At 32.2% G+C, this 18,908-nt stretch carries 20 protein-coding genes and 1 tRNA gene; 9 read left to right on the forward strand and 12 right to left on the reverse strand.

From position 1 onward, the window contains the following. Positions 1 to 107 precede the first annotated feature (107 nt). From ACZ2G2_RS11180 to ACZ2G2_RS11220, 9 genes are all read right to left on the reverse strand, one after another. Complete coding sequence (locus ACZ2G2_RS11180; RefSeq protein ID WP_470392135.1) at positions 108 to 2,636, reverse strand: PIG-L family deacetylase; 2,529 nt, start codon at positions 2,634 to 2,636, stop codon at positions 108 to 110. A 272-nt stretch (positions 2,637 to 2,908) separates the two neighbouring features. Next, entirely contained in the window at positions 2,909 to 3,988 is a 1,080-nt protein-coding gene (corA, locus tag ACZ2G2_RS11185) for a magnesium/cobalt transporter CorA (RefSeq protein ID WP_101203131.1), read from the reverse strand. Between the two features lie 9 nt (positions 3,989 to 3,997). Beyond that, a complete protein-coding gene (locus ACZ2G2_RS11190) occupies positions 3,998 to 4,528 on the reverse strand; it encodes a mechanosensitive ion channel domain-containing protein (RefSeq protein WP_090839578.1) in 531 nt (176 codons plus the stop codon). Positions 4,529 to 4,560: 32 nt separating this feature from the next. Next, positions 4,561 to 5,487, reverse strand: coding sequence for a septum formation inhibitor Maf (locus tag ACZ2G2_RS11195; RefSeq protein WP_470392136.1), 927 nt, complete (start codon positions 5,485 to 5,487; stop codon positions 4,561 to 4,563). A 30-nt stretch (positions 5,488 to 5,517) separates the two neighbouring features. Continuing rightward, positions 5,518 to 6,111, reverse strand: a complete 594-nt coding sequence (locus ACZ2G2_RS11200; RefSeq protein ID WP_090839572.1) for a Maf family nucleotide pyrophosphatase — start codon at positions 6,109 to 6,111, stop codon at positions 5,518 to 5,520. Positions 6,112 to 6,113: 2 nt separating this feature from the next. Continuing rightward, a complete protein-coding gene (locus tag ACZ2G2_RS11205; protein WP_470392137.1) occupies positions 6,114 to 7,025 on the reverse strand; it encodes a geranylgeranylglycerol-phosphate geranylgeranyltransferase in 912 nt (303 codons plus the stop codon). Positions 7,026 to 7,045: 20 nt separating this feature from the next. Then, entirely contained in the window at positions 7,046 to 7,357 is a 312-nt protein-coding gene (locus tag ACZ2G2_RS11210; RefSeq protein WP_470392138.1) for a hypothetical protein, read from the reverse strand. A 9-nt stretch (positions 7,358 to 7,366) separates the two neighbouring features. After that, positions 7,367 to 7,897: a KdsC family phosphatase gene (locus ACZ2G2_RS11215; RefSeq protein ID WP_090839566.1), complete on the reverse strand. Its 531-nt coding sequence runs from the start codon at positions 7,895 to 7,897 to the stop codon at positions 7,367 to 7,369. Beyond that, positions 7,887 to 8,645, reverse strand: coding sequence for a Rossmann-like and DUF2520 domain-containing protein (locus ACZ2G2_RS11220; RefSeq protein WP_470392139.1), 759 nt, complete (start codon positions 8,643 to 8,645; stop codon positions 7,887 to 7,889). Before ACZ2G2_RS11220 ends, ACZ2G2_RS11215 begins: the two co-directional genes overlap by 11 nt. A 58-nt stretch (positions 8,646 to 8,703) precedes the next feature. On the opposite strand from ACZ2G2_RS11220, the gene ACZ2G2_RS11225 reads away from it, so the two are divergent. Both ACZ2G2_RS11225 and ACZ2G2_RS11230 read left to right on the forward strand, forming a co-directional pair. After that, positions 8,704 to 9,114, forward strand: coding sequence for a group III truncated hemoglobin (locus ACZ2G2_RS11225; RefSeq protein ID WP_090839561.1), 411 nt, complete (start codon positions 8,704 to 8,706; stop codon positions 9,112 to 9,114). Positions 9,115 to 9,199: 85 nt separating this feature from the next. Next, on the forward strand, positions 9,200 to 12,415 hold the full coding sequence (locus ACZ2G2_RS11230; protein WP_470392140.1) for a cytochrome c biogenesis protein: 3,216 nt from the start codon (positions 9,200 to 9,202) through the stop codon (positions 12,413 to 12,415). Positions 12,416 to 12,496: 81 nt separating this feature from the next. Here ACZ2G2_RS11230 and ACZ2G2_RS11235 read toward each other — a convergent pair whose 3' ends face one another. Further along, positions 12,497 to 13,429 (reverse strand): hypothetical protein, encoded by a 933-nt coding sequence (locus ACZ2G2_RS11235; protein ID WP_470392141.1) that lies wholly within the window; start codon positions 13,427 to 13,429, stop codon positions 12,497 to 12,499. A 227-nt stretch (positions 13,430 to 13,656) separates the two neighbouring features. Here ACZ2G2_RS11235 and ACZ2G2_RS11240 point away from each other — a divergent pair, with 227 nt between their 5' ends. The 3 genes from ACZ2G2_RS11240 (at position 13,657) to ACZ2G2_RS11250 (ending at position 14,593) form a co-directional block, all read left to right on the forward strand. Continuing rightward, entirely contained in the window at positions 13,657 to 13,845 is a 189-nt protein-coding gene (locus tag ACZ2G2_RS11240; RefSeq protein ID WP_090839555.1) for a hypothetical protein, read from the forward strand. Positions 13,846 to 13,992: 147 nt separating this feature from the next. Next, positions 13,993 to 14,439: a large conductance mechanosensitive channel protein MscL gene (gene mscL / locus ACZ2G2_RS11245; RefSeq protein ID WP_470392142.1), complete on the forward strand. Its 447-nt coding sequence runs from the start codon at positions 13,993 to 13,995 to the stop codon at positions 14,437 to 14,439. Between the two features lie 4 nt (positions 14,440 to 14,443). After that, positions 14,444 to 14,593 (forward strand): hypothetical protein, encoded by a 150-nt coding sequence (locus ACZ2G2_RS11250; RefSeq protein ID WP_281847182.1) that lies wholly within the window; start codon positions 14,444 to 14,446, stop codon positions 14,591 to 14,593. A gap of 43 nt (positions 14,594 to 14,636) precedes the next feature. Here the strand turns inward: ACZ2G2_RS11250 and ACZ2G2_RS11255 are convergent, their stop codons facing one another. Beyond that, positions 14,637 to 15,008 (reverse strand): hypothetical protein, encoded by a 372-nt coding sequence (locus tag ACZ2G2_RS11255; RefSeq protein WP_090839551.1) that lies wholly within the window; start codon positions 15,006 to 15,008, stop codon positions 14,637 to 14,639. Between the two features lie 140 nt (positions 15,009 to 15,148). On the opposite strand from ACZ2G2_RS11255, the gene ACZ2G2_RS11260 reads away from it, so the two are divergent. The 4 genes from ACZ2G2_RS11260 (at position 15,149) to ACZ2G2_RS11275 (ending at position 18,100) form a co-directional block, all read left to right on the forward strand. Then, the gene (locus ACZ2G2_RS11260; protein ID WP_470392143.1) at positions 15,149 to 16,300 is read left to right on the forward strand and encodes a trans-sulfuration enzyme family protein; all 1,152 of its coding nucleotides are present in this window, start codon (positions 15,149 to 15,151) and stop codon (positions 16,298 to 16,300) included. 34 nt (positions 16,301 to 16,334) lie between these two features. Then, complete coding sequence (gene rlmF, locus ACZ2G2_RS11265) at positions 16,335 to 17,225, forward strand: 23S rRNA (adenine(1618)-N(6))-methyltransferase RlmF (RefSeq protein WP_090839547.1); 891 nt, start codon at positions 16,335 to 16,337, stop codon at positions 17,223 to 17,225. Between the two features lie 7 nt (positions 17,226 to 17,232). Next, on the forward strand, positions 17,233 to 17,949 hold the full coding sequence (gene bshB1, locus ACZ2G2_RS11270; protein ID WP_470392144.1) for a bacillithiol biosynthesis deacetylase BshB1: 717 nt from the start codon (positions 17,233 to 17,235) through the stop codon (positions 17,947 to 17,949). Between the two features lie 75 nt (positions 17,950 to 18,024). Then, positions 18,025 to 18,100 (forward strand) — tRNA-His (locus ACZ2G2_RS11275). Positions 18,101 to 18,260: 160 nt separating this feature from the next. Here the strand turns inward: ACZ2G2_RS11275 and ACZ2G2_RS11280 are convergent. Next, the gene (locus ACZ2G2_RS11280) at positions 18,261 to 18,839 is read right to left on the reverse strand and encodes a hypothetical protein (protein WP_470392145.1); all 579 of its coding nucleotides are present in this window, start codon (positions 18,837 to 18,839) and stop codon (positions 18,261 to 18,263) included. Between the last annotated feature and the right edge of the window lie 69 nt (positions 18,840 to 18,908).

Raw genomic sequence — 18,908 nt, forward strand, 5'->3', positions numbered from 1 at the left:
TAAAACAGTTTAGTGATTAAGTAAAACGCAACGATATATAACGCATTTGCTACTAAAAGCACTGTGTATAATGGTTTCCATTGGTATTTTGGTTGGTCTTGCATGATTTAGTTTTTTAATCCATTATCATTAATACTATTTTCTTTTCCTATACTTAACATATTAGCAAATAATCTGTAAGCACCAGAAACACCAGCAGGGAATTCTCTAAAAAAGCTTAATCCTGTATAGATGTAGTGTCCTTTTCCATGTTTAGCGACTAATAAACTTCCAGATTTAGCAGTTTCGTCTTTATCATGCATAGATAAGATAGGGGTAAATTCTGGAGCCCATTGGTCCGGAAAATATAAGCCACGTTCTTGTGTCCATCCTTCAAAATCTTTAGACGTTATTTTATTTGGAAAATTTAAGACGTCATGTTCTGGAGCAAGTAATGTAACTTCAGCATTTTCGTCCGTAACACGATCTCTTGATAATTTTAAATCGTACGGTGCAATTTGATCTGTTTTTAAACGACGATTAGTGTTGTATTGTACAATCATATTTCCTCCTTTTTCAACAAAATCGAATAAAATATCTTGCTTAAATTTTAATGCATCAACAATATTATACGCTCTAATTCCTACAACAACTGCATCAAAAGCACTTAACCTTTCGGCAGTGATTTCTTCAGGTTTTAAAACCATAACGTTGTATCCGATCTGTTTTAAACTTTCTGGAACAACATCTCCAGCACCTTCTATATAAGCGATATTTTCACCACGCTTTTGGATGTCTAATCTTACTATTTTGCTTTCGCTTGGTAGTAATACCGTTTGAAACGGAATATGCTCGTAATCTATCTCAACTAGCTCTTTAGTATAAACGTTGGATCCAACATAAACCATAGGGCTTAGTAATCCTTCACTTTGATTTTTTGGAGGTATAACTGTAAATATTAAGGTTTGTTCTTGACCTTTGTTTGCGATTTCAAATTTTTGCTTTTCAGGAAATACTGACCAGCCTTTTGGATGTGCTAGAGAGACATATCCATCTAAATTATCTTTACCTGCTTTTACCGTAACTGGAATGTCTTTTTGTTGATCATTCTCAAAAATGATTACTTTTTGGTCTATTTTAGCTGATGCTTCTGGAATAATTTCAAAAGGACGGTATAATTCACCTTTATCAGGTTTTGAATAACGGTAAATCAGGTCTTTAGTTATTGTTAACGGGTAACCATTAATATTTAGATTAAAATCTATAGTAATAGCACGAGGCGTTTCTGGCTTACCAATTAAGTTTTTGTCTTCTACTTTATACATTCCTAAGCTTCCTTTTTTGTTTAACCAGTAAGGCGCTGTAGGTTTTAATTTAGAAGCGATTGTAATTTGCTTTTTTAACTCCTGCTTATCGTTAGGCGTTAAAAGTAATGCTGAATTGTTTTTTGCATTGTTGTTTGAAATGGTGTAGCTTTCTAATGTAATAACAGCAGCGCTTCTATTTAAGGCTTCAATATTTACATCAATAACTTGACCTGTTGCACTATTGGGTGTGCTTGCCGATGCTTCTAGGTATAAACCAGCACACGCTTCAATTATTTTATTAATTTCTTTTAATTTTTGAGTTTTCCATTGTGGGCTATCAATACCTTCAATTAATTGTCTGGCTTGTAATAATTGGTCTAAATGTGAGGCCGGATTTTCAAATTTAAAGTTAGTTTCAACAGTTTTTAAAATAGCTTCAATTTTTTCTCCTCCTGTAACTCTTGTCCAAGTCGTATTAATACCATCAAAAATATTGGATTTGTCTTTTGGTAAATCTCCTTTAATTAATTCGATATATTCTGTTTGGCTACCTCTTTGAGATAAACGTCCAAAACCTTGACATAAATGCTGACTACTGGCAAGTGACGCGATTTCGTTGTTTGATAATCCTAAAGATGGATAATACACACCAATATCAAAATTTAGAAGATTGGTTTTGTCTGCTTCGTCAAATTTTTCTTGGCTACCATAAAACCACCAAGAGGTATTAAAAAATTCGCGTTGGGGTTGCCAAGTTCCGTATTGCTTAACTTGATCAGGGTAGGCGTTTTTATCGTTTGCTAAATCAAAAGCTTCCACACTTAACATTGCAGAACTTGTATGATGACCATGTGTTGTTCCCGGGCTTCTGTGGTCAAATCTATTGATAATTATATCTGGCTTAAATTGTCTAATGGCTAAAACAACATCGCTAAGGACTTCGTTTTTATTCCAAATGGCTAGAGTTTCATCTGGATGTTTTGAGTAACCAAAATCGTTAGCTCTAGTAAAGCGTTGTTCTCCACCATCTGTGCGTCTTGCAGCTAGCAATTCTTGCGTACGTATAACACCTAATAATTCTCTGATTTCTGGTCCTATTAAGTTTTGTCCTCCATCACCTCTTGTTAAAGACAGGTAAGCTGTACGTGCTTTTACATGGTTTGACATATAAGATATTAATCTTGTGTTTTCGTCATCAGGATGCGCTGCTAAGTATAAAACCGAACCTAAAAAGTTTAGTTTTTTAACCGCTTGATGTATTTCTGAGGCATTTAGTTTTTCTGGTTGTTGTGCTTGCGTAGACAATGAAAAGCACAGTAATAATAGGAGCGAAGCCAATAATTTTTGCATGGTTGTATATAATAATTTGATAGTGATTCAAATATAAACAAGTCATGTAGTGATTATTGTATTTTTAGTTTTCTTTAACTTAAATTAACAGTTGGCAAAAGGCAAAAGGCAAAAGGCAAAAGGGGTAAGGGGTTAGAGAAAACAGATACTATAAAACAGTAATCTAGAAATAAAAATAGTAAAGGTGTCGATTGGAAATAAAATACCCCTTTAAATCTAAGATCTAAAGTGGATCGTTTTATATTATAATATTTATTTGATGTCTTATTACTTTATAACCACTTTTTGCGTTTAAAATAGACTATCATTCCTATAAAAATAACAATCATAACAGCCCAGACAATGTAATACCCATCTTGAGAGTCTAATTCTGGCATGTTTTTAAAATTCATACCATAAACACCTGCTATAAAGGTTAATGGAATAAAAATAGTAGCCATTATGGTTAATACTTTCATGACCTCGTTCATTTTATTACTAATGGTGGTCATGTACATATCCATTAAACTCCAAATCATTTCTCGGTATATATCAATATTTTCTGTGACCTGAATAACATGGTCATAGACATCTCTAAAATAGTGTGTTGTTTTTTCGTCAATAAGACTTCCTTCGCTTTTTTCTAATCTATTAATAATTTCGCGAAGCGGAAAAATAGCACGTCTAATTTTTAGTATTTCTCGCTTTAAATTTTGTATTTGTTGCGAGATTTCTTCTTGTGTTAAACCGGTAAACAATTCGTCCTCTAAATCTTCGATCTTGTTCCCCATGGTTTCGATAATAGCGTAGTAATGATCTACTATAGCATCTATTAATGCGTATAATAGATAATCAGATCCTTCGCCACGAATACGTCCTTTTTTATGACGAATACGCTCTCTTAAACCATCAAAAACATCACCTTCGGCTTCTTGAAAAGTCAAGACGTAATTTTTACCCATTACCATGCTGACTTGCTCAGAGACAATAGTTTCTGACTCGTCATAATACATCATTTTTAAAACGATAAAAAAGTAGTCATTATACTCGTCTATTTTAGGACGTTGAGATGTGTTTACAATGTCTTCTAAAATTAACGGGTGTAAGTTATAATGTTGCCCAATTTTTTCGATTTGGTCAATAAAATTTAGACCATTAAGGTTAAACCAAGTAACGGTTTCAGAATCTTTAAAATTAAAAGCATCTTCTACTGTTGGTAGATCAGCTTCTTTATACTCCTCATCACTATAATCAAAAGCATGAAGATGTAGTTTATTATCTGATTTATTACCTGTATATATTAAAGCGCCAGGAACTTGTCCTATCTGTTTTTTGTAATTTTGGGTACGTTTTTTTTGTCTTTTTTTAGCCATAATCTATAATTAATGCATGTCTCCAAAATCTTCGATTGCATCCTTTTGTACTAAAGTTACAGCTTTTTGCAGAATTAAGTTGTTTGGATAGGTGACTAAGTCGCCATTATCTTGTCTTAAATGTAATTGAAATGCTCTAATGTCCTCAATAATAGCTTCTATTGGTGCGTCTTTATCATGAATTTTTATTTTGTCTCCAACTTTATATGGGAACGAAAAAAACATGATTATTCCAGATGTTATATTGCTCAGGATAGACCATATTGCAAATAAACCAACGCCAATAACTGCAAAAACAGAGGAGAATATAACTGCTAAATTTTCTAATTCTGCGCCAAGGATATAGGCCAAGAATAGTAAAAATATTAGAAGCAAGGTAAACGTGGTGTAGCGCGATATTAATCCAATCCTAGCATCATTGATCCCGCTGGTACGTCCAATTTTTTTTATCGAAATTTTTAAAATGGAACGAATAATAATAAATACAAGTAGCAGAATGGCAGAGCTACCAAATTCTGATTGTAAATGGTCTAAAAACATATGGTATTTTAATTATTTTGTAAATATAGTTTTTATTCCAATTTCAAGGTTTTTCTTAACTCTAAATCTGCATTACTTTTTTTATTCCAATAGGCTGTCTTTAATGTTGCTAATTTAGTGGCTTTAGAGGTTTTTCCATTTTGTGTGTCTTCCCAACTATGTATTTGATAAGGGAATTCTGGATTGTAGTTGATTATTAGTTGACGGTCTAAATCTTTAATAGTAAGTGTGTATTGTCCCGGCTTACTTTCCGCGAAAGCGTTATAAGATTTTAAAGGTGCATGGGTTAATCTGGTAAACTCTAAGCTTGGTATAATCTTAAAATTATCCTTAGGTAAACTACTAGGGTCAATACGTAGCTGCGTCCAAATTTGATTTTCTAAAACAGCTTTGTCTAGATTAAATTTTTGGTCTGCTTCACCTTGAAAATAGGAGTGCGATGTGATTTGAAATTGCTCGCGATTATTTAATTGGGTATATACATGTCCGCACCATTCTTGGACAGAAGTACTAACTTTTATAGCATGCTGATTGTTGGCAATCGGGTAAAACGTGCTTTGCATAATGCTATAAGGATAAATACCTGTGTTGAATTTTTTTGTACTATTTAGCTTTAAAACATTAACATTTGTGGGATTGTTTTGGTCCGCTTTAACTTGTGTGTCTGCTAGAAAAGGTTCTGTAACAAAGACTAAAACAGCCGTTCCTTTTCTGTTTTCTCCATATCTAGATTGGTCTAATTGGTACGATGTTATCTCAGCTTCTCCTGCGTACCAGTAGTCGTTAAATTGCTTGTTAGGCTTAAAGGCAGGTGCTTTGCTAGCTAAGGTTTTTGGTGTTTTGACCGCTTTGATCGTTTTGACTTTAGCAATAGCCTTGTTTTCTTGTTTGTTTTGTGTGTTACAGCTAAACATGGCAAGGGTAGCTAATATAAAAAGCGAGTGTTTTACGGGTGTCATAGTTATTGATTTAACTATAAAAGTACAATTCTAAAACTCTTCAGCAATGGTATTTAACGTTTCGTAAACAAGATGTGTTGGCATACCAACTACGTTAAAAAAGGAGCCCTCAATGCTAATAACACCAATTTGTCCAATCCATTCCTGAATACCATAAGCGCCCGCTTTATCCAATGGTGCATAGGTTTTTACGTAGTGCCAAATCTCGTCATCAGTAAAGTCTTTAAAGGTTACTTTAGTAATAGCATTTACGGTTTTTTGAAACTTTTTGGTGTGAAAACACACAGAAGTAATTACCTCATGTGTTGCGTTACTTAGTGATTTAAGCATTTCAAAAGCCTCATCATTACTTTCGGGCTTCCCCAACGCTTTGCTTTTGTGCCAAACAATGGTGTCACTAGTTACTAGTATGTCTTTATCTTCTAATTCTTCAAGGAAAGGTATTGCTTTTAATTCGGCTAAATAATCACTTATTTGGTAGTGTAATAAATGTTCTGAATAGTCTTCTTTTGTGTCTTTTAAACGGACTTCAAAATCTAAGCCTAAATCCCTAAAAAATTGTTGTCTTCTTGGAGAACCTGAAGCTAATATAATGTGTCTGTCTTTTAGTTTTTCTTTTAACATAATTACTTTAGTATAAATAAGTAAACAACCATAGATAGCATTCCAGTAAGCATTACTAGTTTTAGTAAATTACTTATGGTTTTAAAATGCCCTTTAGTTTCTGCTGTAAATAATTTGATTGTAATATAAATTAATGGACCAATTACTGCTATTAAAAAATAGATTACAGCAACTTCTCTCATGTATAAATAGGTGGTTATGTAATACGTTAAAATAGCAATTAACGCAATTGTTAAACCAAAAGCGACATATTTTGCACGTGTTGTACCAATGACTAAAGGTAAGGTTTTAAAATCCATTTTATAATCGCCATCAATATCTTGTATGTCTTTTACTATTTCTCTGATTAGAGATATAATAAAAGCAAACACCGCATAATCAAAAAGCACCTCAAACATAGAGGATTGAATAAACTGATTTTGTAGGTTAATAGCAGGAAGTAACTCGAAAACCCCAACTATAATTAGGCTTAATCCTACTAGTAGGCTAATAATAATGTTACCCACTAATACAATTTGTTGCAAAAAAGAGGCGTAAATATATAATAATGCAGCTATTATAACAAAGATGGCAAAAAAGGTGCTTCTGTCAATAACATGCGACAAATAGAAGCCTAAAACAGCTCCTGTTATAGTAAATGCCATATAATAAATATAGGCTTTGTCTTCTGGGATGTATTTGTCAATTATTAGCTTGTGTGGTTTGTTAATGGCGTCCGCTTGGACATCAAAAATATCATTAATTATATACCCTCCAGCAGCAATACAAAGTGTGGCTAGTACCAATAAAATGAATTGAAAAAGGGTTAATGTTGTACTAACACCAAAAGCCGGAAACATGGCATATTTAATTAAAAATTGCACTAATGCAATTAGTAATAAGTTTTTAAAACGAATAAGTTGAAGTAGTTTCAAAATGTAAAGTATCAGGTTGTTTAAGATAATAGTCCTTCTAGCATTTTAATGGCTAAAAGGCTAATCAAAATTAAGAAGAATACTGTCAGAACAACCATAATTTTAGTGTTTTGTTTAGCTTGTTTTCTAATTTTGTTTTTGATTTTTTGCTTTTCTAAATCAGAAAGTGATGTTGTTTTAAAATCGGTTTTAAATTGTTTTTGACTTTCTGTATTTAGTTGCGTTTTTAAATGAGAAAACACAGCTTTTGGTTTCCGGTTAAAAACCGAAGCATGGTTGCCTGAACCAATGTAACCAAAACCTGTGTTATGTCTTCTGTTTGAACGACTCAAAAAATAATATTAAAATGTTTGCGCGTCAAAATCGCTATCCCATTTGTTTTGTACTTTCATAACTTGCTCAATGACGTCACGTACACAACCTTCTCCGCCTAATTTGTGCGATATATATTTAGAGACACGTTTAACTTCTGGTACAGCGTCTTGTGGGCAGCTAGAGACACCAACTAATTTTAAAACAGGTACGTCAGGGATGTCATCACCCATATATAAAACGTTTTCTGCTTTAATTTGATTGTTGTTTAAATACTCTTCAAATTGCACTACTTTTTGATGTGCACCTAAATACACGTCTTTAATACCTAAATGGTTTAATCTAGTACGCACACCTTCGTTTGTACCACCTGAGATAATACAAACATTGTAGCCATGATTTAACGCTTGTTTCATAGCATAACCATCCTTGACATTCATGTGTCTTATCATTTCTCCTGAAGAGGTAATGGTAATCATTCCGTTTGTTAATACACCATCTACATCAAAAATAAATGTTGTTACTTGGTGTAAATATTCTTTATAGCTTTTATCGTCCATGTGTCTTTTTTATAGATTCTGTCATTAGATTATACACGTCTTCGTGATGTGGATTATCTAATAATTTTAAATGTCTTTTTATTGTTTTTTTATCATTTCGTTTTGCAGGTCCTGTTTGCGCTAAATAAGGCGATACTTCTTGCACTTTTCTAGCAGTTTCAGCAATCAATGGTTTTAATATATCAAATTCGGCACCTTGTTTTTCTGTAATTTCGTGTGCTATTCTATAAATTTGATTCGTAAAATTATTAACAAATACTGCAGCTAGATGCAATGCAGGGCGCTGTTTAGGATTTACTTTAAAAGTTTTACACCCCAAACTTTCTCCTATAGTTTCTAATAGTTTAAAATCTTTTTTTCTTAAGGTTTCAATACAAATAGGGACTGTTGTAAAATCTAGATCTACATCCTTGCTAAAGGTTTGTAAAGGGTAAAATACGCCACGATAATGTTTTTGGTCAATGTCATATAAACGGGCACTTCCAGAGGTGTGTACAACCAATCGGTTTTCAAAAGGTAAAGACGCACTTAACGCCTCGATAGCATCATCGCTTATGGCAATAATATAAACGTCGGCTTCGATTAGCGCATTAACGTCATCGGTAATGTCTACTTCGTTTTTGTACGTTTCAATAGCTTTTAGGTTGCGGTTGTACCATTGCACAACTTCATTATTAGAAGCTTCTTTAAATACTTTATATAAGTGTGTGGCCACATTTCCTGCGCCAAGCAAAACTATTTTAATCATAGCGCTAAAATACTAAGAAAATAAAGATTTAAAAGTACAAAACTTTATCTTTGTTACTATGAATAGAAAAGCCATTACAAACCGTCAGGATGTTAAGCTTTTAGTAGACCAGTTTTACTTAAAAGTTAGAGCAGATAAAGTGTTAGGTCCTATTTTTAATGCTATAATTACAGATTGGGACACGCATTTAGACCATTTAACAACGTTTTGGGAGTCTAGTTTGTTTATTGGTAAAAAATTAGACCATAAATATATTGGCAACCCACTAGAAGCGCATGAAAAAGTAGATGCAACGTTAGACCATAGTATCACAGAGCTACATTTTGGGCTTTGGTTAAATTTATGGTACGCAACTATTGATCAATTTTTTGAAGGTGAAATGGCTGATAATGCGAAGCGTAGGGCAAGAAAAATGGGCACATTTATGTATTTGAAAATTTTTGAAGCTAGACAAAAGTCTAAACCGTAATTTTAACACAAGATTTGGAAGTTTTAAAGGAATTATAACCAACAAAAACGATTATATTTGCACGAGCTAAAAAAGGCCTATTATTATGCAAAATAGAATCGCCAAAATCTTATTTTCTACACGATTAACATCTGTCTTATTTATTGTTTTTGCAACCGCAATGGCTGTTGGAACTATTCTGGACAGAAACATGGATACTTCTCCAACACCTTATACCAGAAATTTAATTTATAACGCTTGGTGGTTTGAAGCTATCATGGTTTTATTTATGATCAATTTTATTGGTAATATTTTTAAATTTAGATTATTACGAAAGGAAAAATGGGCGACTTTAACCCTGCATTTAGCCTTTATATTTATCATTTTAGGCGCTGGTATTACGCGTTACTTTGGTTTTGAAGGAATGATTGCAATTAGAGAAGGAGAAACTGAAAGTGGGTTTTTATCTCAAAAAACATACATTACAGCATATATTGATGGTGATTATATGATAGACGGTGTACCGCAACGTTTACCGTTTGATGAAGAAGTAGATTTTTCTGGAAGAATGGAAAATAGCTTTGACCACACCGCATATTACAATAACACGCCAGTTAGTTTTGAATTAACAAACTTTTTTCTTGGTGCAGAAGAAGATATTGTACCTGATGATGCTGGTGAGAATTACTTAAAAATTGTTGAGGCTAGAGGTAATGGACCGCACAATCACTTTTTAAAACAAGGTACAGTAGAAAACATCCATAACTTATTAGTGGCATTGGATAAACCTACGGAAGGGGCTGTAAATATTACAACAACACCAGACGGTTTAATGGTGCATTCTCCATTTGAAGGAGAATATTTGATTATGGCAAGTATGGCACAAGGTAAACTTATAAAAGATTCCATACAGCCATTAATGCTGCGTTCTAGATATGTTATTGGAGATATGCAATTGGTGTTTCCTAAGCCTGTTGTAAAAGGAAAATTTGATGTCGTTAAAAAAGCAAGTTTCTTAAAGCAAGATGAAAACGCAGTAGTGCTTAATGTTACTGCTAATGGCGAAACTAAAGAAGTTAAATTATTGGGTAGTCAATGGTCTAATAATCGTTTTAAACAAGTTAAAGTTGGTGGTTTAGATATTGCTTTAAAATATGGTTCTAAAGTATTAGAATTACCTTTTGAAGTAAAATTAAACGATTTTATTGCTGAAAAATATCCTGGTACAGAAAACAACTATTCTTCTTACGAAAGTAAAGTGACAGTTATAGATAAGGAACAAGGTGATTTTGATTTTCATATTTATATGAATAATATATTGGATCATCGTGGATACCGCTTTTTTCAAGCTGATTATGATAAAGATTTAAAAGGAACCATTTTGTCTGTTAATCATGACTATTGGGGGACTTGGGTTACTTATTTAGGTTACTTCTTATTGTATTTTGGTATGATGGCTATTTTATTTGCTAACCACACAAGGTTTAGAGATTTACAGAATGGGTTAGAGAAGGTTAAAAATAAAAAGGCTAAAATTACGACGCTTATTTTATTGTGTTTTAGTTTAACAACTTTTGCTCAACAAGAGCAGCACAGCGCAAATGATGGACATGGTCATGAAGAAGTGGAGGAGAGTAAAGCACCTTCAAAATTTCAAATAGATTCAATCTTAAAAGCAAATGTGGCACCAAAAGCCCATGCTGATAAGTTTGGTCATATTGTTATTCAGGATTTAGATGGACGTATGATGCCTATTGACACGTATTCTTCTGAGTTGGTAAGAAAACTAACAAAGCATGAAACTTATGAAGGGTTGACTGCAAATCAGATTTTCTTGAGTATTCAAGAAAGTCCAATGTTATGGTATAATGTACCAATTATCTATTTAAAAAGACAGAAAGCGGATTCTATTAGAAGCGTGATCGGTATTCCAAAGGATCAAGAATTTGCAAGATTATTAGACTTTTTTACGGACGACTTTAAATATAAGTTAGACCCTTATCTAGAAGAAGCATCGGCTTTAAAATCGCAAACAGGGATTCAGAAAGAATTTTTGGAAACCAATCAACGTATTAACTTGTTAAGTAATGCTATTGAGGGACGTTCTTTAAAAATATTTCCGATTCCGGATGATGAAAACAATAAATGGATTTCTCCTTTTGAATATAAAAACGAAGGTTATAAGCAACAGATAACAGATACTATTTATGGTAGTTTTGTTGGTTCTAGTTTTGATTGGTATTTATATACTTTAAATGAAGCTAAGAAGTCTAAAGATTATGAAAAATCTGAGAAGCTTTTAGAAGCTTTCAAAAAGTCGCAAGGTAAGGTAGGGGCTAATGTAATGCTTAGTGATAGTAAGATAAATGCAGAGATATTATATAACAAATATGATGTGTTTAAAAAGCTATTTAGTTGGTACATGTATGCTGGTACTTTATTGTTTTTATTACTTGTTTGGCAAATCTTTAAGTCTAGTAATAAGTGGTTAAATAAAAGTATTACAGTATTTAAATTTATTATTTTAGGACTGTTTATTTTACATACAGCAGGTTTAATAGCGCGTTGGTATATCTCAGGTCATGCACCTTGGAGTGATGCTTATGAGTCTATGATTTATGTTGCTTGGGCGACTATGTTTTTTGGTTTAGCATTTGGAAGAAAAAGTGATTTAACATTAGCGTCTACAGCATTTGTAACTGCAATGATTTTAATGATTGCACATTGGAACTGGATGGATCCTGCTATTGCTAATTTACAGCCGGTATTAGATAGTTATTGGTTAATGATTCACGTGGCTGTTATTGTGGCTAGTTATGGACCATTTACATTAGGTATGATATTAGGATTAGTGTCATTAATATTAATGATCTTAACTAACTCTAATAACAAAGCTAAGATGGACATTAATATTAAAGAATTGACTATAATTACTGAAATGGCGTTAACTGTCGGTTTGGTAATGTTAACTATTGGAAACTTTTTAGGTGGACAATGGGCTAATGAAAGTTGGGGAAGATATTGGGGATGGGATCCAAAAGAAACATGGGCCTTAATTAGTATTATGTTATACGCCTTTGTAATACACATGCGATTAGTACCTGGGTTACGTGGACGCTGGTTTTTTAACTTAATGGCAATTGTGACGTTTAGTAGTATTTTAATGACTTATTTTGGAGTTAATTTCTACCTTTCAGGATTACATAGTTATGCTAGTGGAGATCAAATAGTAAGCTTTAAGTTTATTGCAATAGCAGCAGTAATGGTTGCTGTAATAGGTTTCTTTTCATACAGGAAATACGCTAAGTATTATAAAAAATAATAGTTACCAGTCTTATAATAGGTACAAAAAAAACTCACTAAGTAAATAGTGAGTTTTTTTTTGTGCTTATCTTAAGCAGTATTAGTTCCTTCTTGGTAAAACAATCTGTTTTATTATTGTTTTAGTATTTGTAGTGATATGTAGTATTAGTCTTTTATTTCTTCTATTAAGTCTAATGTTGGTTTTTTTAGCGTTAATATTTTGCTTAGTTTTTAAAACCGCACCTTTGTTGTTGTATACTATAACACTGCTAATTGTGTTATTGTTTTTGACGCTAATTTTTAATTGATTTAATCCTTTTATATATTTGATTTTTAAACCAAGATCAGTATTTGTATCCTCAGTGCTGTCTGTAGTGTCTTCTTCTGAAGTAGCATCATCAGAATCTTCATCAGAATCTTCATCAGTATTTGAGTCTTCGTCAGCTGTTGTGTTATCATCATCTGTTGTTTCGTCGTTTGTGTCATCAGTAGTTTCGTCAGTAGTTTCGTCAGTAGTGTTTTCTTCTGATTGGTTAAAAGCAATATAGAAGCGATCAGTGTAGTTTTCTGCATCTAGCGTTACTGTGTATGCTGTGTCTTTTACTGAGGTGTAAGTGTTTAATAAAGCATCGTAAATATAGATATCAATATCTGTATCAAAATCTTCTAAACTTGTAATTTCTATGGTTGCTTCACCACTAAACTCATTATATAATCCAAATAAGTATTGTTTATTATTATCAAAAGCACCAACACCTTGTATAACATAACGGTTATCCTCAATTAGCCAGTTTAAATCATTAGTAAAAGGGCTGCTTACTGTTGCGTCATAACCATAATCTACACCATCTGTCGCAGCATTGTCTGATGTAAAAGCTAACAATAACTCTCTAGAAGCACTATTTGGTGCAGTATAGTTTAATCTAATAATTTGAATACTACTATCTGAATCTATATTTGAAGTGGTTGTTGTGTTTGAGGCAAAAATAAAATTGCAAAAAGTAAGAAGTAAAAGTAAAGTAGCTTTTCTCATGATAAAGGGCGTTAATCAGTTGTAAGGTTAATTTCTTCGACCAATATATGTACATTCTCTTGATTATCCTTTTAAAGGTCTTTTTATTCGATGAAATACACTTTTTAATTTAAATAAAAATAATATTATCGTTTAAAGACAGATAAATCAGTCAAAATAGCTTTTGGTTGGTGGTTTTGGTTTTTTTAGTTTTATTGATTAACTTGTTAAAAATAATAAAAATATTAATGAATTACATAAGAAAAATTGGATTAAGCAACGTATTACTTTTAGTATTATGTTTAGCTATAATTTTAGTTGCCGAGTATTTGTTTTTGAATGGAGAACAATTGCACGGTATTTTTATTGGTTTGTGGGCGCCTACACTTTTAGGTGTAATGATTTATATAAAACTGATAAATAATGGAAGGAAATAGTATCGTTTTTTGGTTCTCGATAGTAGTGTTTGTTTGTGTCTTTGCTTGGGCTTTTCTTATGGTTAAGGCTTATGATAAAACACCCAGAGATTAAACTTGATGCTTTCTATTATTTAATATCTTCGCGGAATATAAATTAGGTTTAAAATGAAATTTTTTAAAGAATTCAAAGAGTTTGCTGTAAAAGGTAACATGATGGATATGGCTATTGGTATAATAATAGGTGCATCCTTCAATAAGGTTATTGATGTGTTGGTTAAAAAAGTGTTTTTGCCACCATTATCACTAATGACTGATGGATTAAATTTTCATAATAAGCGTTACATATTAAGAGATGCTATTACAAATACAGAAGGTGTAATTACAACACAAGAAGTTGCAGTGTATTATGGCGAGTTGTTTGAGGTAATGTTAGATTTTTTAATCGTAGGTTTGACCGTGTTTATTGTTGTAAAAGCCATGAACCAATTAAGAGATAAATCTCAGGATGTCAAAAATAAAACGGTAAAAACACCAAAGGATATAGAGCTGTTGTCCAAATTAACAGATTTAATAGAGGAACAGAATACATTACTAAAAGGGTCAAAAAAATAAGATTATGCCAAAGCCTAAAGGTCAGAAAAACACCAAAAACAAAGCCAAGCATTCTAAGCTAATGGCTAAAAAATTAAATAAGAAAAAAAAGGAAGAACTCTCTAGAAAAGAGCGCCTAAAAGCAATTGTTAAGCAAAGTAAACTAGAAGATTAAGTCATAAAAAAAAAACAGCAAATGCTGTTTTTTTTGTTTTATTTTAAATTTTCATTAGTGTTTTATCTAAGTTCAACTCACTTAACATTGTATTGGTAAAACTATAATGTCCTTTTGTGGTTATAATTTTAAATCGTTGATCTTTCATCCGTGTGACTACATCTAATAATCGCCATTTTGTTTTTAATGCTTTGGGCTTATTGCTTTTAATACCTAATTCAAAAATATATTTTTTAGTACGCTTATAAGCAGTAATATCTGGTACAATTACCATGTTATCTTCCTTTTTTACAAATGTAGAGGGTTGCTCATAACCTTGTAAGTCTGCTTTAATATTTTCAAAGCCTAAAAACTCTAAATGTGATATTGATTGTTTTAAAATGTTTTTATTTTCTTCTTTGTCTTGTGCTATCATAATTCTTAAAATACAAAAAAGTGAGGTAAGTTATAGTTAAGGAGTCGTTAAATCAGGACTGCATATTTTAATAATAGTACAGATTATTTTAATAAAGAAGTATTAAATGACTAAATTACATGTTTAAATGTATTTGTGAAATGAAATTAAAGAATCCCGGTTTAAATACCATTTGCACACACGTTGGAGAAGTCCCTGACGAACAATTTAAAGGCGCTATTTCGCCTATTTATTTATCTTCATCATATCAGTTTATGGATGTGGATGTTAAGCGTTATCCACGTTATTTTAATACACCTAATCAAGAGTATTTAGTAAAAAAAATAGCAGCTTTGGAAAGCACTGAAGCAGCAATGATATTTGCTTCTGGTATGGCGGCTATTAGTCATATGTTTTTAGCTTTTTTAAAAGCAGGGGATCATATTGTAGTACAAAACACACTATACGGTGGGACTTCTAATTTTATTAGAGAAGAGTTTCCTAAGTTAAATATAGAATTTACTTTTACTAACGGTTATAAGGTCGAAGATTTTGAAGCAGCAATTCAGCCTAACACCAAATTAATTCATATTGAAACACCGTCAAATCCACTCTTAACTATTACTGATATTGAGGCAATAGCTAAATTAGGAAAACAAAAAAATATAGTAACAAGTATAGATAATACATTTGCAAGTCCTGTTAATCAAAATCCAGCTGAGTTTGGAATAGATTTAATCATGCACTCCGCAACCAAATATTTTGGTGGTCATAGTGATATTTGTGCTGGTGCAGTTGCCGGAAGTGTAGCGCATATGGAGTTAATTTGGAATGTCTCTAAAAATTATGGTGGTAGTTTAAGTGATTTTACTGTTTGGATGTTAGAACGTAGCATGAAAACTATGGGTTTACGTGTTAAAGCACAAACTAAAAATGCTAATAAAATGGCTAAATGGTTAACAAAACAACCCTTTGTAAAACACGTGTATTATCCAGGTTTAAAAACACACCCAGAACATAAACTAGCAAAAAAACAAATGAAAGGCTTCGGAGCAATGTTGTCTTTTGAATTGGAGGATGCATTTGATTCTGATCAATTTATGAAGCAGCTGCAGCTTATTAAAGCTTCTATTAGTTTAGCAGGTATTGAGAGTACCGTATTATCACCAACACAAACATCACATGCATTATTAACACCAGAACAAAGAGCAGAGGTAGGTATCTCTGATGGATTAATTCGTTTTTCTTTAGGAATAGAAGAAACTAAAGATTTAAAAGCGGATATAAAACAAGCAATTAGTGCCATTAAATAAAAATTAACTAATAACAATTACTAATACTCAAATTTTGCACAAAAGAAACAAACATACTGACGATTACAATTTTACTCAGCTTGCAACGGTCTATCCAAACATAGAGCCCTTTATTTTTACAAATGCTAATAATAAAAAAACAATTGATTTTGCAAACCCTAAAGCTGTTAAAGCTTTAAATGCAGCTTTATTAAAATCGCATTATGATATTCAGTTTTGGGATTTTCCAGATCACTTTTTATGTCCACCAATTCCGGGACGTGTAGATTATATCCATCACATTGCAGATTTATTAGAACGTTCTAAATTAACAGAGAATGTTACTGTTTTAGACATAGGTACAGGTGCAAACTGTATTTACCCATTATTAGGTAATGCAGTGCATGATTGGAGTTTTATTGGTGTAGATAGTAATGATCAAGCACTTAAATCTGCCCAAAACATTGTAGACAAAAACAATCTACAAGATAAAATTAAGCTTAAAAAACAACAAGATGATGCGCATATTTTAAATGGTGTTTTAAGCGAAACTGATAAGATAACAGTTGCTATGTGTAATCCTCCATTTTTTAAAAATGAAGCAGATGCACTAAAGGCAACAACTAGTAAACTTAAAGGATTAGGAAAACCTACGGATCAAATGGTGCGTAATTTTGCTGGTCAAGCCCATGAGTTATGGTACACCGGAGGCGAGAAAGCTTTTTTACATAACTATTTATACGAAAGCTCTTTATTAAAAACACAAAGTTTTTGGTATACTAGTCTAGTATCAAACAAAGACAACGTAAAAACAATGCATCAATCGCTTAAAAAGCTTGGCGCAACACAAGTCCTTACTATAGCCCTTAATATTGGAAACAAGAAAAGTAGAGTAGTAGCTTGGACTTTTTTAACTGAAGAACAAAAACAAGATTGGAATAAATAATATTAAGATGAAAGTAGACATACTAGCATTTGGTGCCCATCCAGACGATGTAGAACTTGGAGCAGGAGGTACAATAGCAAAAGAAGTAGCTAAAGGAAAAACTGTTGTTATAGTAGATTTAACAAAAGGAGAATTAGGAACACGCGGTACAGCATTAACCCGTAAAACGGAAGCTGAAGATGCAAAAAACATACTAGGTGTTGCTTACAGAGAGAATCTAGGATTTAAAGATGGCTTTTTTGTTAATGATAAGCAGCATCAATTAGAAATTATAAAGATGATACGCAAGTATCAACCAGAGATTGTACTTTGTAATGCTATTGATGATAGGCATATAGATCACGGAAAAGGAAGTAAATTAGTTAGTGATGCTTGTTTTTTGAGTGGATTAATAAAAATTGAAACCAAGGTTGAAAATACTATTCAAAAACAATGGCGACCAAAGCAAGTCTATCATTATATCCAATGGAAAACTATTGAACCGGACTTTGTTGTAGATATTTCTGGATACCTTGATATTAAGATGAAAAGTGTTTTAGCATACAAAACGCAGTTCTTTGATCCGACAAGTAAAGAGCCAGAAACACCTATTTCTAGTAAAAATTTTACAGATAGTGTCAAATATAGAGCTAGAGACCTAGGTAGACTAGTAAATATGGATTACGCAGAAGGTTATACTGTAGAGCGTTACGCAGCAGTGGATAGTTTATTTGATTTAAAATAAATTTTTTTTAAAAAAAGTTTGGAATAACTAGTAAATAATTTACCTTTGCACACGCATTATTAAATGCGCACAAATGGTGGTTGTAGCTCAGCTGGTTAGAGCGTCGGTTTGTGGTACCGAAAGTCGCCGGTTCGAACCCGGTCTTCCACCCAGAAGCAAGAAGCTTCTCTTGAAAAAGAGAAGCTTTTTTTGTGGCCTAAATTCTGATTAAAAAGCTAAACTTTAAAAAGTGTAACGTTAAGGTTAGGCATCAATTACAACGATCGATTAGTTTCTATTATAACGAATATTATGTTTCTAATAGATGGTAGTTAACGTAGTTGTTCTGTGATGTAAACAATAGCAAAAAGCCATCCTAAATATAATGCGGTATAACTTAACGCGTATTTTACAGATAACAGTAAATTATTTTTGGTCTGTTTTACTTTTGAAAACACGAGTTTTAATGCTCTAAAAAAGACCCAATACAACATCCCGAGTAATATAAAAAGCGAAAACCAAAAGAAGGCTTCTAAAAAGATGAGAAGTAGTGTAAAAGCGATTGACATGGCTATCCATAATACAATTGATATTAGTATACCTAAAATGCCTTCAGCTATAGCTATATCAGGGAAATCTGTAAAGTTAGAAGAACTTGTAATAGATTCTTTTAATTTAAAATTTTTAAAAGCAGGAAAGTTGTCTATTAATCCAATCCCTTTATAAAGGCCATAAGTGATAAATAAAAACAAAGCAGCACCTATTATAGACAAGGACAGATAAAAGTTTGAGGTAATACTTCTATTATAATTAATACCTGTAATATAAACCGTAAGCACTGTAATGGCTATTACAATAATTGAAACAATAAATATGGATTTTCCTTTCAAGTAGGTTGTCTTCGCTTTCATTTGTTTGTAAATTAAACGGTTATATAATAGTTGCCAAACTATCCTAAATAATATAGGCATGCACCTAAA

It is taken from the genome of Olleya sp. KKT75, from assembly GCF_055635485.1.

What these genes read in the sequence shown, in the direction of transcription:
- ACZ2G2_RS11180 (WP_470392135.1), bottom strand. Translation starts at nt 2,636, where the DNA reads ATGCAAAAATTATTGGCTTCGCTCCTATTATTACTGTGCTTTTCATTG.
- corA (WP_101203131.1), bottom strand. Translation starts at nt 3,988, where the DNA reads ATGGCTAAAAAAAGACAAAAAAAACGTACCCAAAATTACAAAAAACAG.
- ACZ2G2_RS11190 (WP_090839578.1), bottom strand. Translation starts at nt 4,528, where the DNA reads ATGTTTTTAGACCATTTACAATCAGAATTTGGTAGCTCTGCCATTCTG.
- ACZ2G2_RS11195 (WP_470392136.1), bottom strand. Translation starts at nt 5,487, where the DNA reads ATGACACCCGTAAAACACTCGCTTTTTATATTAGCTACCCTTGCCATG.
- ACZ2G2_RS11200 (WP_090839572.1), bottom strand. Translation starts at nt 6,111, where the DNA reads ATGTTAAAAGAAAAACTAAAAGACAGACACATTATATTAGCTTCAGGT.
- ACZ2G2_RS11215 (WP_090839566.1), bottom strand. Translation starts at nt 7,897, where the DNA reads ATGGACGATAAAAGCTATAAAGAATATTTACACCAAGTAACAACATTT.
- ACZ2G2_RS11220 (WP_470392139.1), bottom strand. Translation starts at nt 8,645, where the DNA reads ATGATTAAAATAGTTTTGCTTGGCGCAGGAAATGTGGCCACACACTTA.
- ACZ2G2_RS11225 (WP_090839561.1), top strand. Translation starts at nt 8,704, where the DNA reads ATGAATAGAAAAGCCATTACAAACCGTCAGGATGTTAAGCTTTTAGTA.
- ACZ2G2_RS11230 (WP_470392140.1), top strand. Translation starts at nt 9,200, where the DNA reads ATGCAAAATAGAATCGCCAAAATCTTATTTTCTACACGATTAACATCT.
- ACZ2G2_RS11235 (WP_470392141.1), bottom strand. Translation starts at nt 13,429, where the DNA reads ATGAGAAAAGCTACTTTACTTTTACTTCTTACTTTTTGCAATTTTATT.
- ACZ2G2_RS11240 (WP_090839555.1), top strand. Translation starts at nt 13,657, where the DNA reads ATGAATTACATAAGAAAAATTGGATTAAGCAACGTATTACTTTTAGTA.
- mscL (WP_470392142.1), top strand. Translation starts at nt 13,993, where the DNA reads ATGAAATTTTTTAAAGAATTCAAAGAGTTTGCTGTAAAAGGTAACATG.
- ACZ2G2_RS11250 (WP_281847182.1), top strand. Translation starts at nt 14,444, where the DNA reads ATGCCAAAGCCTAAAGGTCAGAAAAACACCAAAAACAAAGCCAAGCAT.
- ACZ2G2_RS11255 (WP_090839551.1), bottom strand. Translation starts at nt 15,008, where the DNA reads ATGATAGCACAAGACAAAGAAGAAAATAAAAACATTTTAAAACAATCA.
- ACZ2G2_RS11260 (WP_470392143.1), top strand. Translation starts at nt 15,149, where the DNA reads ATGAAATTAAAGAATCCCGGTTTAAATACCATTTGCACACACGTTGGA.
- bshB1 (WP_470392144.1), top strand. Translation starts at nt 17,233, where the DNA reads ATGAAAGTAGACATACTAGCATTTGGTGCCCATCCAGACGATGTAGAA.
- ACZ2G2_RS11280 (WP_470392145.1), bottom strand. Translation starts at nt 18,839, where the DNA reads ATGAAAGCGAAGACAACCTACTTGAAAGGAAAATCCATATTTATTGTT.